Origin of the sequence: Streptomonospora nanhaiensis (assembly GCF_026642255.1) — a bacterium.
In the GTDB taxonomy this organism is placed as follows: Bacteria; Actinomycetota; Actinomycetes; order Streptosporangiales; family Streptosporangiaceae; genus Nocardiopsis; species Nocardiopsis tropica.
In genome coordinates this window covers 3812509-3828044 of the sequence record NZ_CP113264.1, presented here as the reverse complement: position 1 = coordinate 3828044, position 15536 = coordinate 3812509, and the positions used below count along the sequence as shown (strand labels likewise).

The window sequence follows — 15536 nt, the reverse complement described above, 5'->3', positions numbered from 1 at the left end:
TTCCCACACCGGACCCGTCCCCGACCGCGGGGAGGGCCCGGCACACCGGTCCCTGTACCGGGGCCGGGGGTCCCGCACAGGACCCCCGGCCCGTCGTCCCCACGGAGAGGCGCCATGCGGATCCTGTTCACCACCCTGCCGGTCGAGACCCACCTGCGACCGCTCGTCGCGGTCGCGGAGACCGCCCTGGCCCGGGGGCACGACGTGGCCGTCTGCGCCCCCGAGTCCTTCCGGGACGAGGTCGACCACTACGGCCTGCCCTTCCTCCCCGCCGGGAAGGACTGGATCACCGGCATGCTCGCCCCCCTCTTCGACTCCGAACGCATCCCCCCGGAACAGGTCGACGCCCTGATGCGCCGGCTCGTCTCCGAGGGGCTGCCCGGCGACGGCGCCCTCGCCACGGCCCGCGACGTGCTCGGCCACATCCGCGAGGGCGGCGCCGACGCGGTGGTGCGCGAGGCCTACGACATGGGCGGCTACCTCGCGGCCGAGGCCGCCGGGATCGCCCACGCCTCCGTCGGCGTGGTCGGCCGGGTCACCGAGTTCCTGGCCCCTGACCGCCTCGCACAGCCCCTGGACGAGCACCGCGCGCAGCTCGGGCTGCCGCCCGACCCCCGGGCGGAGCGCCTCTACGCCCACCTGCACGCCCACCTCATGCCGCCCGGCTACGACCCGGCCGAGACGGCCATCCCCACGCTGCGCTGCTACCGGCACCGCACGGTGGACCGCCCCGGTGACCGGCTGCCGCCCCTGCTCGGCGGGCTCGACCACTCCCTCCCGCTGGTCTACGCCAGCCTCGGCACCGTGGCGCCCCTGTTCAGGGCCGCGGACACACGGCTGCGGTCCATCGTCGACGGACTCGGCGAGGTCGCCTGCGAGGCCGTCGTCGCCGTCGGCCGCGGCCGGGCGCAGGACCTCGGCCGCTCGGCCCCGCCCAACGTCCGCGTCGTGGACTTCGTCGCCCAGCCCCTTCTCCTGGACACGGCCGACCTGCTGGTCACCCACGCCGGATTCACCAGCGTCAGGGAGGCGCTGCGCGCGGGCCTGCCCATGGTCGCGATCCCCTGGATCGCCGAGAACCACCTGGTCGCCACCAGGTGCGAGGAGCTCGGACTGGCCCGGCGCCTGGACTGGGAGCACCTCGACGCCGGGCGCGTGGCGGACGCCTGCCGCGAGGTGCTGGGCGACCCCTCCTTCCGGGCACGGGCCAGGGGGGTGCAGCGCGACATGCTCGCCCTGCCCTCCCTGGACACGCTCGTCACCGACATCGAGGAACTGGCCGCCGGGGCGGCGCGGTGACCGCCTTCCACGTCGTCGGCGGGACCTACACCGACGACGTCTACTGGGTCGGCTCCGAACTCGACTTCGACGTCAGCCTCACCGCCTCCGGCCACGAGCGCACCCCCGGCGGCCCGGGGGCCTGCCTCGCCCTCGCGCTGCGCCGCCTCGGCGCCGACGTGGAGCTCACCACCGCCCTCGGGGACCAGGAGGACAGCACCCGGGCGCTGTCGCTGCTGGAGTCGGAGGGCGTCCGCGTCGGCCCTCTCCGGGGCACCGGACCGCTGGACCACACGGTCACCCTGGTCACGCCCAGCCTGGAGTCCGTCACCGTCACCCGCAGGGAGCAGCCTCCCCTGGAAGCGGTGCACGACCCGGCCGCCGCACCGCGGCCGGACACCGTCCTCGTCGTCTGCTCACCGAGCCGGCTCTCCACCCTCGCCGCCCGGGCACGCGGGCGCCGCCTCGTGCTCGTCCCCCACCTCACCCAGTGCCGCGAACTCGCGGCCATGCCCTCCGGCCGGCGCGCCGACCTCCTCGGGGCGGTCGACCTCCTGGTCGCCAACCGGCGCGAGTTCGACCTCCTCGCACCGCTGCCCGAGATCTCCCTCGTCGGCGCCGTCGCGGTCACCAGCGGTGCGGGCGGGAGCGTCCTGCGCACCGGGGACCGGCGCCTGCGACAGCCCGCCCTGTCCCGCGGCGGGACGCCCCGCAACCCCAACGGCGCGGGGGAGGCGTTCACCGCCGCGCTGCTGGTGGCCAGGGCCTCCGGCGCCGACTGGGAACCCTCGCTCAGGGCCGCGGCGATCCACGCCGGACGCCACGTCTGCCGCCGGGCCTCGCTCTCCTTCCCCCGCAGCAGCCCCCGTGAACTGGTCGCGTCCGGACTGACCCCCACAGAGACGGAGCCCGCGTATGGTTGACCGCCCCCACGTACTGGTCGTGGACGAGTTCCTCGCCAGAGGACTCAGCCTGGCCGAGGAGCTCTCCCGGGCCGGGCTCGACAGCTCGGCGGCTGCCGACCCCCCGCAGAGCTGCGACGGCGTCGACGTCGTCCTGGTCGAGGCAGCCCACCCCCGCCGCGTCGAGGTCATCCGCCGGTTCGCGGGCGAGGACGGCCCCGCCGCCCTGGTGATCGGCTCCGGCGTCTGCCATGAGGCCGTCCTGCACTGCCTGGAAGCGGGCGCGGTCGGCTTCGTGTCGGCGCAGGAGAGCACCGAGAGCCTGGTCGGCGCCCTGCGCGACGTCGTGCGCAGGGGAGCCCTGGGAGGCAGGCGCCTCACACGGCGCCAGACCCAGGTGCTGGCCCTCGTCGCGGTCGGCCTCCCCAACAGGGAGATCGCCACCCGGCTGGGGATACGCCACCACACCGTCAAGAACCACGTGCAGAGCATCCTGGGCAAGCTCGGCGTCGGCAGCCGCACAGCCGCCGTGGTGGCCCTGACCGGGGGCGGACGGGGGAGCGTGGGCCATGGGCACGCCTAGACCGGACAAGGCCGAGGACCTCGACGGCCTGCGGCGGCTGGGGGAGCGGGCGCGCTCCTCCGGACTGCGCACCGCCCTGTGCCACGGCTGCTTCGACCTGCTCCACGTCGGCCACGTCCACCACTTCCACGAGGCCGCGGCCCTGGCCGACCTGCTGGTCGTCAGCGTCAGCGCAGACGCCGCGTGCGTGAAGGGACCGGGGCGCCCCCTGTACGGTGTCGCCGACCGGACCGGCCTGATCGCGGCGCTGGAGGCCGTCGACCACGTCCACGCCGCCGAGGACAGCAGCCCGATGCGCGTCATCGAGGCACTGCGCCCCGACGTGTACGTCAAGGGACCGGACTACGCGCGCAACCCCTGTGTGCGCCTGCGAGCCGAATCGGCACTGGTCGAACGGCTGGGGGGCCGCACGGTCTTCACCGACGAGGCCGTCACCGCGTCCTCGACCGCACTCCTGAGGAGGCTCCATGCCTAGCGCCCCGCACCCGGTCGCCGGACGGCGCGTGCTGGTCACGGGCGGCGCCGGATTCATCGGCAGCCACGTCGTGCGACGCCTGGCGGAGGCGGGCGCGGAGGTGACGGTGCTCGACTCCCTGGACGCCTACGCCTTCGACCAGGCGGAGAGGTTCGGCGTCGGCGCGCTGGCGAAGGTCGTCAGGGGGGACGTCACCGACGCCGCGACCACGGGACCGCTGGTCGCGCGCAGCGACGCGGTGGTCCACGCCGCGGCCCTGGCCGACGTCGCCGCGTGCACGGCGGAGCCCGACCGCGACTTCGCCAGCATGAGGGCCACCCAGGTGGTCCTGGAGGCGGCCCGGCGGCACGGCACGGGGCGTGTCGTCCTGACCTCCTCCGCCCAGGTGTACGGCGACGTCCCGGCGCGGGGCGACCGGTTCCACGAGGACGACCCCCTGGGGGAGCCCGGCATGCTCTACGCCAACTCCAAGAGCTGGTCGGAGCGCCAGGCGCGGCTCTACGGGACCCGGTTCGGGGTGCCGGTCACCGTCCTGCGCTACTTCAGCGTCTACGGGCCGCACCAGGTGCCCAAGGCGGGCAGCCACAGCTGGTGCGCGGCGATCTTCTGCGTGCGGGCGCTGCGCGGTCTGCCCCTGGTGGTCCACGGGGACGGCGCGCAGGTGCGCGACATGGTCTCGGTGACCGACGTGGCCGCCGCGACGGCGGAGGCGGTGACCGCGCCCCGAGCGGCCGGGCGCACCGTCAACGTCGGAACCGGGCGGGCCACCCCGATCGCGGAGCTCGCCCGGACCGTGGCGGACCTGGTGCCGGGGGTCCGGGTGACCCGCGGCCCCCGCCCGGTCGGGGACCCGGACGGCGGAGCGGCCGACACCGCCCGCCTGCGCGACCTCCTGGGGTTCGAGGCGCGCACGACGCTGGCCGACGGCCTGCGGCACTACCTCGACTGGACACGGGCCAATCCGGACCTGTTCGGGGAGCGCCCGTGAGCGGGGCCGGCCCCCGGCCGCGCCGGCACGGCGACGACGCGGCCCCGCACGAGCACTCGATCCCCCCGTCCTACTTCGACGGCCGCTACACCGAGTCCCCCGACCCGTGGAACCTGTCGGTGCGCTGGTACGAGCGCAGGAAGTACGACCTGACCCTCGCCAGCCTGCCCCGGAGGCGCTACGCCTCCGGATACGAGCCCGCCTGCTCGATCGGGGTGCTGACACGGGGGCTGGCCGGACGCTGCGACCGTCTGCTGGCCGTGGACAGCGCGCCCGCGGCGGTCGAGGCCGCCACGGCCGCGCTGGCCGACTCCCCGCACGTGAGCGTGCGCCGGTCGGTGCTCCCCCGGGACCTGCCCGACGCCTCCTTCGACCTCGTGGTCCTCTCCGAGTTCCTGTACTACTTCACCCCCGACGACCTCGAGCTCCTCGCGAAGGGCCTCCGGGACCGCCTGCGGCCCGGCGGCCACGTCGTCTGCGTGCACCGGCGGAGCACGGCGCCGGGGCAGGGGTGGGACGGCTACAACGCGCACCGGGCGGTGGAGGGGCGCATGGGGCTGGACACGGTCATGAGCCTCGACGACCCAGGTTTCGAGATCGTCGTCCTTGAGCGTCGGAAGGGGTGACCGCCGACCAGCCGACGAGCTCGTGGGCCCGCGCGGCGGCCTCGCCCCGCCGCTTCGCCCCGAGCTTGCGCAGGATGTTGTGCACGTGGTTCTTGACGGTGCGCAGTTCGATGAAGAGCTCGCGTGAGATCTGCTGGTTCGACGCCCCCAGGGAGATCAGGGACAGGACCTCCTGCTCCCTCCGGGTCAGGTGGACGGCGGGTTTCTGCTCCGGCGCCTGGGAGGCCATGAGGCCGATGTGCCGCCACAGCTGGAAGGCGATGTCCGGTGAGCAGTGCATCTCCCTGCGGACGGCGGCCCTCGTGCTCCTGACGACGTCGTCGATGTCGCCGCTGAGCGGTACGTAGCCCGCCGCACCGGACTCGGCGAGCCCGATGACCTGTTTCTCGGTCTCCTCGACCCCCAGGGCGATGACGGCCAGGGGGACCTTGGACAGGGAGGAGATCACCTGCTCGACGTTGGGGGCGCTCGCGTTGATCAGGGCGGCGTCGTATCTGAGCGCCTCCGCATGCGTGTGGTCATTGATTTCTCTTAATGAGCACAACGTGACTTCGTTGATGTCCACATGTCCCCGAAGACGTCGGGCCAGGGGCTCCGCGTAGAGTCGGGCATTGTCGATCAGTAACAGGTGCATGCGGCGTCTGCTTTCCAACGTGGCGGGTACCAGGCGGTGACCGTATCCTCGAACCGGAGTGGGTAACAGAGTAGGAAGTCCGGCATTCACTTGTCCATTGACAGTTTTCGTGTCCGTGTAAAGGCGCTGTCGGCCGGAAGAAGGCGCGACCCCCGACCAAAAGAGCTCGGCCGGGGGTCAAGGGGCAGGTCAGGGGGTTATGGCAGGGTGTAGGTCAAGGTCACGTGGGCTTCCGGGGTGCCGTCGGTGAGGATCTGCCCGCAGCCGCTGAGTCCTGCCAGGTCGCCGCTCGCGGACCCGTCCACGACGCACCACTCGGCGCTGATGGCGCCCCCCGCGTCGGCGGTGCCCCACGCGTCCATCGCGAAGGTGCCCTCGACGCCGTTCAGGGAGCCGACGAACCTCCCCGCGCCCTCGCTGGTCGCGCCGCCGGAGGCGTCCACGAGGTCCAGATAGACGTGGTACCCCTTGCCGTCGAGGTCGCCGACGAAGTCGGTCTGGAAGACGGTGTTGAGGATCTGGGTCCCGCTGGGGTCGCCGGGGGGCCCGATCTCCTCGACGGTCTGGTCGAGGAGGTGGACGACGGCGGTGGCGGTGCGCTCCTGGGAGGGGCTGGAGCTGGGTTCGGGGGTGGGGCCGGTGCTGGGCTGGGCACTCGGGTCCGGGGTCGCGCCGGGGCCGGGGCCCTGCGTCGGGGAGGCGGTGCCGCCGTCGGGCGGGGGCGGGCCGTCTCCCGGGTCGGCCCACACGGGTGAGCAGGCCGACAGGAGCGTCGCCGCGGCTCCGGCGGCCAACAGGGGGGTTGCTCTCGCGAAATCTCTGCCGCAGATTCTCATGCCTACTCCTCTGCACCGGGGGTGGATCGTCATTCACCCTGGAAATGAACATAGGGAACATTTCGGACGGTCGCATGAGTCGTTGGATACGGCGGGGGCCTAGATCTCGGTTCCTCACCTTCTGTTTCCGATCCATTACTTTAAATAGTGGCCGCCTTTTTTCTCCGGTGCTTTTCCTTGGAAATCCCCCGGGAAGGGAGAGGGAATCCCCTGTGGGGAGGGAATGGAATTACGGTTCGCGGTCCCCCGGTTGCGGAGGAAGCGTTTTCCGGAGCCCGGAGCCCGGAGCCCGGAGCCCGGAGCCCGGTGCGGGGGCGGGGGTGGGGGCGGCGGTCCTGTGGCGGCGCACGGGCCCCGGCCGCGCGGGGCGGCCGGGGCCCCGGCGTCAGGAGGGGTTGCGGGCCAGGACGAGGTCGGTCAGCTCCTGGCTGGGGAAGTCCATGACGACGACGCCCGTCCGGGGCGCCCGCGAGGAGCGCAGGTGGTCCACGGCGTAGGCGTTGACGCCCCGCTGTCCCAGGGCGCCCCACGCGACGTCGCGCGGATTGGCCCACGGGGCGCCGCTGCCGCTCAGGTGGTTGACGTACAGCAGGTCCGCGGGGCCGCCGGCCGCCGCGTCGAAGTGCGCCCGGGCGCTGTCCCACTTCGCGGGGATGTCGAAGAGCGTGGGCACGCGGTAGTCGTCCTGGACGCTGAGCGCGGGCCCGTTCCAGTGGACGCCGTAGGCGCGGGAGGCGGCGAAGTCCTGCACGATGACGATCCGGCCCCGGACCTCGCCCAGGTCGGGCACCCGGTTCCCGTCCCCGTCCGGAACCCACAGGTGCTCCGCCAGCACATCACGGGTGTCCGGGTTCTGCTCGATGTAGTGGTCCAGCGTCTCCTCGTAGCTGCGGGTGTTCTCCTCCTCGGTGTGCTCCTTCTTGAGCCGCATGAGCACGGTCTCGCCCGGGTTCCGTTCGAGGAAGGCGCCCACGTCGGTGACCACGTCGGTGAAGTTGAGGTGCAGGTACTCGGCCCCGTGGTGGATGGGGAACGCGTCGCGGTAGTGGCGCGTGCGCACGTCGAGGAAGCGCACGCCGGAGTCGAGCTGCTGGGCGATGGTCAGGTCCTGGGTGCGGGACCACACGGATCCGCGCCAGGCGCCGCTGTCGTGCGTGCCGGGCACCGACAGCGCTGACAGGCTCGCGCCGTCGGGCAGCGCCGCCATCCAGGAGGAGTGCTCGACCAGGGGGGCCGGGGCCGCGGAGGCGGGGGCAGCCGGGGCCAGCAGGGCGGGGAGGACGAGGAGGGCGGACAGGGCCGCGGCCAGCAGGGACGCGGGCCCGGTCGGGGAGGCGGGGCCGGGGGAGGGGAGCATGGGGGCTTCCTTCGGTCACGGGGCGGGCGCGCCACCGGGGCGCGTCCGGAACGCCGTCCACACTGCCACGGCGCGACCGTCCTGACACCCCCTGTGCGCGGCCGTCGTCCGCTCCCGCCGCGGGCGTCGGCCGCCCCGGACCCCAGCGAGAATCTACACCGTAAAGGTGAGACTGGGGATGGTCCGCCCACCCCACGAGTTATGGCAAACAGGGTCCGAGAAGGCACCGGATTCCGTAGGCTGGTCCCTGCGTGTCCGCGCGCACGCCGGTGCGGGGCAGCGTGGACGGATGCCCCGCACCGGCCTCTCCCGTCTCCCACCCGGTCACCGCGTGAGGACGCCGCAGCCTGCGGCCCCGACCGGCCGGGAGGGGCGCCTGCGAAGCCTCATCCCCACCGGCGGGTACGGGGCAGGAGGGCCTGCGGCGCGATCTCCAGCATCCAGTGCTGCCGTTCCGACCAGCCCAGGAAGCGCCGGGCACCGTCACTTCCCCCCTCCACCAGGGGCCCGCCGTCGACGACCCGGCGCAGGCCGGCCACCACCGGAGCCATCCGCTCACGGGTGTGGCGGGGGCGCGCGAGAAGGGACTCCTCCATCCGCGCCACCGCCCCGCGCTGCTCCGGGGCCGGGCACAGGGACAGGAAGAACACCGCCTGGCGCCAGGAGAACGCCGCGCTCCGGACGTGCCCGCGGGGAGTGCCGACGCGCGGCAGGCGCTCGACCGCCGCGACGGCCAGGGCGTGGGCGCGCCATGCCAGGTCCGCCCACCCCGCCGCCGGCGCGGCCCCGGCCCCCACCAGCGTGGCGAGGTTGTGGGTCGTGAGGATCTGCGCCTGTTCGATCACCGTGCCGCTGGAGGCGACCCCGGACCTCCGCAGCCCCGCCCGCTCCGCGCACAGCAGGGCGAAGGGGGAGGTCCGGTCGGCGGACCCGGCGGGCGGCGCCTCCTCCAGGGCGAGCACCTCCGCGCAGTCGATTCCGTAGTAGCGGGCGTAGGCGGTGCCCTCCACCAGCGAGGCGGCGGCCTTGGCGGCACGGAGGAACTTCGGCGCGAACTCGCCCGTGAAGATGTCGGCGGCCAGCTCCTCCAGCCACGGCAGGTCCAGCCCCGCGGACCGGGACACGGCGTTGAACTCGCGCACCAGCGGGTTGGGCAGGACCGTGCCGGGGAAATGGGTCAGTGCCGACGCGCCGAGCTCGGGGACCAGCCGCGAGACGGCCTCCCGGCGGGTCCCCGTGTCGGAGAGGTGGGGCCGCAGCGCCCGCACCCACGGCAGCCGGTCCGCCCGGACCTGGCTCTCCAGGTTCAGCAGCATCAGGGAGCGCCGGCGGCTGAACGCCCGGTGGTGGGCGGCGACCAGCCGGGAGAGCGCGGGGTCGGGCGCGGCGGCGGCCTCCGCGGACGCGGTGAGGGCCGGGACCAGCTCCGCCATCACCTCGGCGGAGGGGACCACCCCGAGTGCGACCAGGTCGTCCAGGGGAGCGGCGGCGGCCCGCAGGGCGATGCGGCGCAGGGGGCCGGGAACGGGCCAGCCCACGGGGACACGGAGACCGTCGGCCTCCTCGCGCGTGGCGGGGGCGAGCGCCTCCTCGATCCGGGGCACACCGGAGTTCTGCGGCAGCCCGGCCAGGCGGGCGGACACGAGTCCGGCGAGCACGTCGTGGGTGGGCCGTGCGGCGTGCGCGGCCTGCGCGGTGCGCAGGGCGGTGTGCGCGGGGGAGCCGGGCAGGCCGCGCTTGCGCACCATGGAGTCCACGGCGTGCTGGAGCAGGCCGCGGCTGCGGGCGGTGGGCCCGTCCGACTCCACGGCCTCGCGCAGCGCGGTCAGCATGACCGCCAGGTTCTCCTTGGGCCTGCGGTGCTTGGTGCACAGTGTGTGCTCCGCCGCCAGCCGTGCGTACTCGGCGAGCAGGTCCGCGCCCCGGGCCCGCCAGCCCTCGGGGCGGCGGCCGTCCACGCGGTCCCCCGTGCGGGTCTGCCACCAGTGGGCGAGGACGCGGTCGGCGAACGGGTTCCACACCGCCAGGGCCTCCTGTTGGACCAGGGGCCGGTTCTCGGCGGGGGACCTGCGCCGCGTGCGCCGGTCCAGGTCCGCGCGCACCTCCCCGGCGGAGGCCCGGTGGACCACGCGGCCGGGCAGTTCGTGGAACGGAGCAGGCCGGGGCGTGAAGCACAGGGTGTCGGCGAAGGGCTCGACCGCGGCGAGCAGCCGCAGCGCGCCGGCGGTGTCCCCGGCGCGCACCAGCCACGCCACGCCGAGCAGGGCGGCCTGTTCGGGCACGTCGATCTCGTAGGCGCCGCTGTCCAGCAGGCCGGACAGCTCGGCCAGGCCGTCCTGGGTGAGGTGGTGGGCGTACAGGGCCGAGCGCGTGGCGGGCAGGCCGTGCCGCCGGGCCAGGGCCTCCTCGTGCGGCCGGAGGAGGCCGCCCGCCGCCGCCCTCCCGGTGGCGAAGCCGCCGGGGGCGATCTCCAGGGTGACCCAGGGGGGCAGGTGGCGGACCGGGGCGCCGGAGCCGATGTCGAGGGTGCCGTCGGCCATGCCCGCGACGACGAGCCGCCAGGCGTCGGCGCGCTTCTCGGCGGCCTCGCGGACACGGGGGTCCTCGTGGGTGAGCGCGGCCGTGAACGCCTCGGCGAGGCGGCCGACGGCGTAACCGGGGTCGGCCTGTGCGGGTGCGGTGTTCTCGTCCATGCCGACATGGCGGGTCCTGCCCCCGCGTCCTCCCGGACCGGAGCCGGGTGCTCTGCTGCTGAGCTACACGTCGTGGTGGCCCGGTGTCCCGGACCGCCCGGTCCCCGCAACCCTCGGGGGTCGGGCCCGGGTCGCCGGCACGGCGGGTTCCGCCCCCGCGTCCTCCCGGTCCCGAGCCGGGTGCTCTTCTGCTGAGCTACGTGCCGTGGCCGCGGCCACGGCCCCGCCGGCGCCCTTCCGGGTGGTCCGGGGGCCACGGCGTCGGGCCGTACTGCGTCGCGCGCCTCACCGTAGCCGTCCCGGGTTCCGGGGGGAAAGGGGTTTTCGCGGGCGGGGCGCCGGGCCCGTCGGCGCCCTCCCGGGCACCCGGGCCGCGGGGAGCTCTCGCCCCGGGGGTGCGCTCGGGGCGGGGGCCGAACCGGTGGGGGCCGCCGGGCGCGGCCGGGCTCAGGCCGTGGGGTCGAGGCCGTGGGAACCGGCGAAGCGGGTCGCCAGGGAGAAGACCGCGCAGGGGGCGGGGAGCGGCCCCCGGCGCAGGAGGGTGTCCAGGCAGGGGCACCACGGGGCGCGTCCCTGGGACAGGCACGCCAGGACGCCGAGCAGGCGCAGGGACAGGGCGATGTCCTCCAGGTGCGGGCCGAGGTGCTCGACGCGGGCCCGGTTGAAGGAGCGGGTGCTGACCTGGCTCTCCTTGGCGTGGGCCAGGGTGCGCGCGATCCGGTGCTCGTGTGTGCGGGGCAGGTCGGCGAAGCCGTGCTCCGCGACGCGGTGCAGGGCGCCGACCGCGACGGCGCGCGGGGACTCGCAGGCGCGGGCGAGGGCTTCGAGGGCGGGGCAGTCGGCGCGCGAGCGGGAGGAGGCGACCCTGTTCCACTGGGCGGCGGGGACCAGGGAGGCGAAGCAGTCCAGGGCGGCGCGGGTGCGCGGGGTCAGCCAGCGCCGGGCCTGCTCGGCGCCGGCGGCGGAGTGGGCGGGGGCGGGCCAGGGGGAGGCCAGCAGCGGCAGGAGGGGGACGCCCCGGGGGCGGGGCGTGCGCAGCACGGTGGGAGGCGCGGGCCAGGGCGGCGCGGCCCTGCGGCGGGAGAGGGCGTGGGGGGTGTGGTCCCGGCAGGGCGGGACCAGGCGTCGGCGGCGGCAGCGTCCGTGGTCCAGGGTGGGGCCGCCGCAGGGGAGCGCGCGGCCGGTTGTCCTCGCCATGACCACGAGGTTCCAGGATCGGGCCGTTCGCGGCCATGCCCCGGGGGGTGAGGTTGTCCGGTCCGCGTGGTAAGGGCGAGGGGTGCGGGGGAGTCCGCCGCGGTCGGCGGGCCCCGTCGCCGACCGGGGGAGCGGTCCTGCCGCGGGCGGCGGCGTCCGGTGCGGACCCTGTCCTCGGTGGGCGGTGACCGCCGTGCGGCGTCCGGCACGGGAGTGTCGGCGGCCGGGACCCGGTGACCGCCGTGCGGCGGCCGGCCGGGGAGCCGGGTGGGCGGGTGCGCCCGAGGGGCGGCACCCGCCGCCGGTCAGCGGGTCTTGATGAACGCGGGGATGATGCCGGCGATGAGCATCATCGACAGGCTCACGACCATGAGCACAAAGGCGATGGTTCCGACCATGGTGTTTCCTCACGTTTGTTGTTCCCGGACACCGCGCGCGGTGTCCGCCGCGCGGTCGACGCCCGGTGGGCCGGGCGCGCCGCGTGCCTCTTCGGTGGCTCACCCTATCTCGACCCGGCGCCGGTTCCCCGGCGGGTGCCCGTACTGGTCGGCGGGGTCGCGGGGAGTGGCGGCGGGGTCCTCAGCGGGCGTCCCAGGACCTCCGGTAGGCGTCGACCAGCCAGCGGTCGGCCCAGGTGCGGTCGGGCTCCTCGGGTAGGTCGGCGTGGTCGCACAGCCACACCAGCCGCTCCTCCAGCTCCGTGGCGCGCTCGAGGGCCTCGGTGCGGCTGTGTTGGCCGCGGCGCAGCTCCAGCAGCCAGGTGCGGTCGGGGCCGGGCATCGGCAGGGTCAGCCGCCCGGTCTCCATGAGTTCGACGCCCTGGATGCCGAGCCGGACCATGTGGTAGGCGTACTTGGTGTCGAAGCCGTAGGCGTCGACCAGCTCCGGCCTGTTGGTGTGCTTGCCGCCGCGCAGGCCCTCCATGCGTTCGCGCTGGGCGCGCAGGTAGCCGAGGAAGCGGTGGCCCGCCCGGCGCGACAGGACGCGGTCGGCGCAGGCGCGCAGTTCGCGGCCGGTGTCCGTGACGGCGACGATCTCGCCGTCGGGGACGAACAGGGGCAGCAGGACGGTCGGGTTGCCGTCCAGGGCCAGGCGCATCCACTTGCGCAGAGAGTAGACGGTCAGGTCGAGGTCGCCCGGGCCGGAGCGGGAGTGCTCGGGCCGGGTGCGGAAGACGTACTGCTCGAAGGCGCGCAGTCCGATCACGTACTCGGGCGGTTCGAGGCAGATGCCCATCTCGTCGCGGTCGTTCTGTCCGTCGAGGGCGACCCCGTGGACGCCGGATCCCACCTGGCAGCGCAGGACGGTGCCCTTCTCGGCGATGCGTGCGTACTCGGGGGCGGAGTGCTTCACCTGCGGCTCCTGGTCGTCGCTGTGCGGAAGGGGGGTGTGGGCAACCTATCCGCCGGAGTGCGGGCGGTTCGACTCCTTTTCGGCGGTCGGGGGTGGGGGAGGCCTGTGGGGCGGGGGATTCGGGCGGTTCGGTAGTTGCCCGCCGGTCCCCGGGACCGTTTACTTGTCCGCGTAGCGCCCCTTTTCGGGCGCTTCCGAGCGACATGCACAGAAAGAGGCCTTCCGTGCCCCCCGTGACTTCCGAGGGTCCCGCCCCCAGGATCGACACCTCCGTCCCCCACAACGCCCGTATCTGGAACTACTGGCTGGGAGGCAAGGACAACTACCCGGTGGACCGGGAGATGGGCGAGCAGATCCGCTCGTTCTTCCCGGAGATCGTGGACAACGCGGTCGCGGACCGCGCCTTCCTCGTCCGCACGGTCACCCACCTCGCGAAGGAGGAGGGGATCCGGCAGTTCCTGGACGTCGGCACCGGCCTGCCGACCCACAACAACACCCACGAGGTCGCCCAGTCCGTGGCCGCGGACGCGCGGGTCGTCTACGTGGACAACGACCCGCTCGTGCTCACGCACGCGCGGGCGCTGCTGACGGGGTCGGCCCAGGGGGCGACCGACTACGTGGACGCCGACCTGCGCGACCCCGACGCGATCCTGAGCGCGGCCTCCGCGACCCTGGACCTGTCGGAGCCCGTGGCCCTGATGCTGCTGGGCGTGGTGAACTTCGTCGCCGACGACGGCGAGGTCCGCTCGGTCCTGGACCGGCTCCTCGACGCGCTCGCGCCGGGGAGCTTCCTGGTCGTGTCCCACCCCACGGACGACATCGACCACGAGCGCGCCCACCAGGTGGCGGCCGCGTGGAACGAGCGCGGCACCCCCAAGATCACCATCCGCTCGGCCGAGGGCATCGCGGCGCTCTTCGACGGCCTGGAGCTGCTGGAGCCGGGCGTGGTCTCCTGCTCCCTGTGGCGCCCGGGCCCCACCGAGGTGGGCGAGGTCCGACCGGTGGCCGAGTACGGCGGGGTGGCCCGCAAGGGGTAGGGGCGCGGCCCGGGGCGGGGGCCTCCCGCGGGCCGGGGCCCGGACGCCGCCGCGGACGGCCCGCCGGCGGGCCGTCCGCGCCGCGCGCCCCCGCCCCGCGGCCCTCCGGGCGTATCGATTGCGCCACGGAACCCCCGGGGGAAGCGTCGCCCCTTTTGTACCGTGCGTCACACCCCCTACATTCTTGCCACTGGACGGGCGGACTCCGTCCCCGCACGAAGGAGGGGCCGGTGGCGGCCACCGAACAACGCAGGGCGACCTGGAAGCAGCTCGGGCCGGGCATCGTCGTCGCGGCCACGGGCGTCGGCGCTGGCGACATGGTCGCCACACTCATCGCGGGCAACCGCTTCGGCTACGCCCTGCTGTGGGCGACGATCGTCGGCTGCCTGGTGAAGATCTCCCTGGCGGAGGCCACCGGGCGCTGGCACCTGGCGACCGGGCGCACCATCTTCGACGGGTGGAGCAGCATGGGGAAGTGGACCACCGTCTACTTCGCCCCCTACATCGTGATCTGGGGCTTCGTCTACGGGGCGAGCGCGATGACCGCGACGGCCCTGCCCCTGGCCACCCTCTTCCCGGTGCTCCCGCTGGAGCTGTGGGCGGTCCTGGCGGGCGTTTCGGGGCTGGCGATCGTCTGGTTCAACCGGTACGCGGTCTTCGAGAAGATCATGACGGTCCTGGTCGGCGTCATGTTCGTGACGGTGGTGGGCCTGGCCCTCTACGTCGGGCCGGACATCGGCCAGACCCTGCGCGGGCTCGTCCCCCTGCTCCCGGAGGGGTCGGTGTTCTACACCCTGGGCCTCGTCGGCGGCGTGGGCGGCACCATCACCATGGCGGCCTACGGGTACTGGGTGAACGCGAAGGGCTGGCGCGACTCCGGCTGGATGAGGATGATGCGGCTGGACAACCGCGTCGCCTACGTCACGACCGGCGTCTTCGTCGTCGCGATGCTCGTCGTGGGCGCCGAACTCCTGTACGCCAGCGGCATCGCGCTGGAGCAGGGCGACCAGGGGCTCCTCCAACTGGGCGACATCCTGCGCGAGCGGTTCGGCGGGTTCGTGGCGACCGTGTTCCTCGTCGGCTTCTTCTCCGCCGCCTACTCCTCCATCATCGGCGTGTGGCACGGCGTGAGCCTGCTCTTCGCGGACTTCGTCAACCACGTGCGGGGGCGCACCGACACCGATCCCGTGGAGAACGAGAAGAGCTGGGCCTTCCGCGGCTACATGCTGTGGCTGACCTTCCCGCCCATGCTCCTGCTGCTGGTGGGCAGGCCCTTCCAGCTGATCATCGCCTACGGCGTGCTGGGCGCGTTCTTCATGCCGTTCCTGGCGTTCACCCTGATGTGGCTGCTCAACTCCTCCCGCACCCCCCGCGAATGGCGCAACGGCTGGATCAGCAACACCGGGCTGGCCCTGGCGGGCTCGCTCTTCGTGGTCCTGTGCTGCTACGAGCTCTACGGGATCGTCGCCGGGGCCTGACCCCCGCCGGGGCCGGCGGAGGCCAGGCCCCGGCTCTCCCCTCCCGCCCGGGCGGACCGGGCGGGAGGGGAGAGCCGGGGACGCGGAGGAGCGGGCCCG

General features: G+C 74.3%; 14 protein-coding genes and 2 tRNA genes. 8 read left to right on the top strand and 8 right to left on the bottom strand.

The window, feature by feature from the left end:
* Nucleotides 1-114: 114 nt before the first annotated feature.
* From OUQ99_RS16575 to OUQ99_RS16550, 6 genes are read left to right on the top strand one after another with little or no spacing between them, the layout of a single operon-like run.
* Nucleotides 115-1299: a glycosyltransferase gene (locus tag OUQ99_RS16575; RefSeq protein WP_267944659.1), complete on the top strand. Its 1185-nt coding sequence runs from the start codon at nt 115-117 to the stop codon at nt 1297-1299.
* Nucleotides 1296-2201 carry a carbohydrate kinase family protein gene (locus OUQ99_RS16570; protein ID WP_267944658.1) on the top strand — a complete coding sequence of 302 codons (906 nt, stop codon included), beginning with the start codon at nt 1296-1298 and terminating at the stop codon, nt 2199-2201. The genes OUQ99_RS16575 and OUQ99_RS16570 overlap by 4 nt, the downstream gene beginning before the upstream one ends.
* Nucleotides 2194-2763 (top strand): helix-turn-helix transcriptional regulator, encoded by a 570-nt coding sequence (locus tag OUQ99_RS16565; protein WP_267944657.1) that lies wholly within the window; start codon nt 2194-2196, stop codon nt 2761-2763. The genes OUQ99_RS16570 and OUQ99_RS16565 overlap by 8 nt, the downstream gene beginning before the upstream one ends.
* The gene (locus OUQ99_RS16560) at nt 2750-3238 is read left to right on the top strand and encodes an adenylyltransferase/cytidyltransferase family protein (protein ID WP_267944656.1); all 489 of its coding nucleotides are present in this window, start codon (nt 2750-2752) and stop codon (nt 3236-3238) included. The genes OUQ99_RS16565 and OUQ99_RS16560 overlap by 14 nt, the downstream gene beginning before the upstream one ends.
* Nucleotides 3231-4226 (top strand): NAD-dependent epimerase/dehydratase family protein, encoded by a 996-nt coding sequence (locus OUQ99_RS16555; RefSeq protein WP_267944655.1) that lies wholly within the window; start codon nt 3231-3233, stop codon nt 4224-4226. Before OUQ99_RS16560 ends, OUQ99_RS16555 begins: the two co-directional genes overlap by 8 nt.
* Complete coding sequence (locus tag OUQ99_RS16550; protein WP_267944654.1) at nt 4223-4852, top strand: SAM-dependent methyltransferase; 630 nt, start codon at nt 4223-4225, stop codon at nt 4850-4852. The genes OUQ99_RS16555 and OUQ99_RS16550 overlap by 4 nt, the downstream gene beginning before the upstream one ends.
* On the opposite strand, the gene OUQ99_RS16545 is transcribed toward OUQ99_RS16550, so the two are convergent.
* From OUQ99_RS16545 to OUQ99_RS16510, 8 genes are all read right to left on the bottom strand, one after another.
* Complete coding sequence (locus OUQ99_RS16545) at nt 4794-5417, bottom strand: response regulator transcription factor (protein WP_267944653.1); 624 nt, start codon at nt 5415-5417, stop codon at nt 4794-4796. The genes OUQ99_RS16550 and OUQ99_RS16545 overlap by 59 nt on opposite strands.
* A gap of 266 nt (nt 5418-5683) precedes the next feature.
* Nucleotides 5684-6280 carry a DUF3224 domain-containing protein gene (locus OUQ99_RS16540; protein ID WP_267944652.1) on the bottom strand — a complete coding sequence of 199 codons (597 nt, stop codon included), beginning with the start codon at nt 6278-6280 and terminating at the stop codon, nt 5684-5686.
* A 427-nt stretch (nt 6281-6707) separates the two neighbouring features.
* Nucleotides 6708-7679, bottom strand: coding sequence for a phosphatidylinositol-specific phospholipase C (locus OUQ99_RS16535; protein ID WP_267944651.1), 972 nt, complete (start codon nt 7677-7679; stop codon nt 6708-6710).
* A gap of 386 nt (nt 7680-8065) precedes the next feature.
* Nucleotides 8066-10372, bottom strand: coding sequence for a transcriptional regulator (locus OUQ99_RS16530; protein WP_267944650.1), 2307 nt, complete (start codon nt 10370-10372; stop codon nt 8066-8068).
* A 1-nt stretch (nt 10373) separates the two neighbouring features.
* Nucleotides 10374-10445, bottom strand: a tRNA-Arg gene (locus OUQ99_RS16525).
* Nucleotides 10446-10506: 61 nt separating this feature from the next.
* Nucleotides 10507-10578 (bottom strand) — tRNA-Pro (locus OUQ99_RS16520).
* A 241-nt stretch (nt 10579-10819) separates the two neighbouring features.
* Nucleotides 10820-11569, bottom strand: coding sequence for a hypothetical protein (locus OUQ99_RS16515; RefSeq protein ID WP_267944649.1), 750 nt, complete (start codon nt 11567-11569; stop codon nt 10820-10822).
* Between the two features lie 579 nt (nt 11570-12148).
* A complete protein-coding gene (locus tag OUQ99_RS16510; protein ID WP_267944648.1) occupies nt 12149-12922 on the bottom strand; it encodes a nucleotidyltransferase domain-containing protein in 774 nt (257 codons plus the stop codon).
* 203 nt (nt 12923-13125) lie between these two features.
* Here OUQ99_RS16510 and OUQ99_RS16505 point away from each other — a divergent pair, with 203 nt between their 5' ends.
* Complete coding sequence (locus tag OUQ99_RS16505; protein ID WP_431061423.1) at nt 13126-13959, top strand: SAM-dependent methyltransferase; 834 nt, start codon at nt 13126-13128, stop codon at nt 13957-13959.
* Nucleotides 13960-14189: 230 nt separating this feature from the next.
* On the top strand, nt 14190-15437 hold the full coding sequence (locus tag OUQ99_RS16500) for an Nramp family divalent metal transporter (RefSeq protein WP_267944646.1): 1248 nt from the start codon (nt 14190-14192) through the stop codon (nt 15435-15437).
* The last annotated feature ends 99 nt before the right edge of the window (nt 15438-15536 follow it).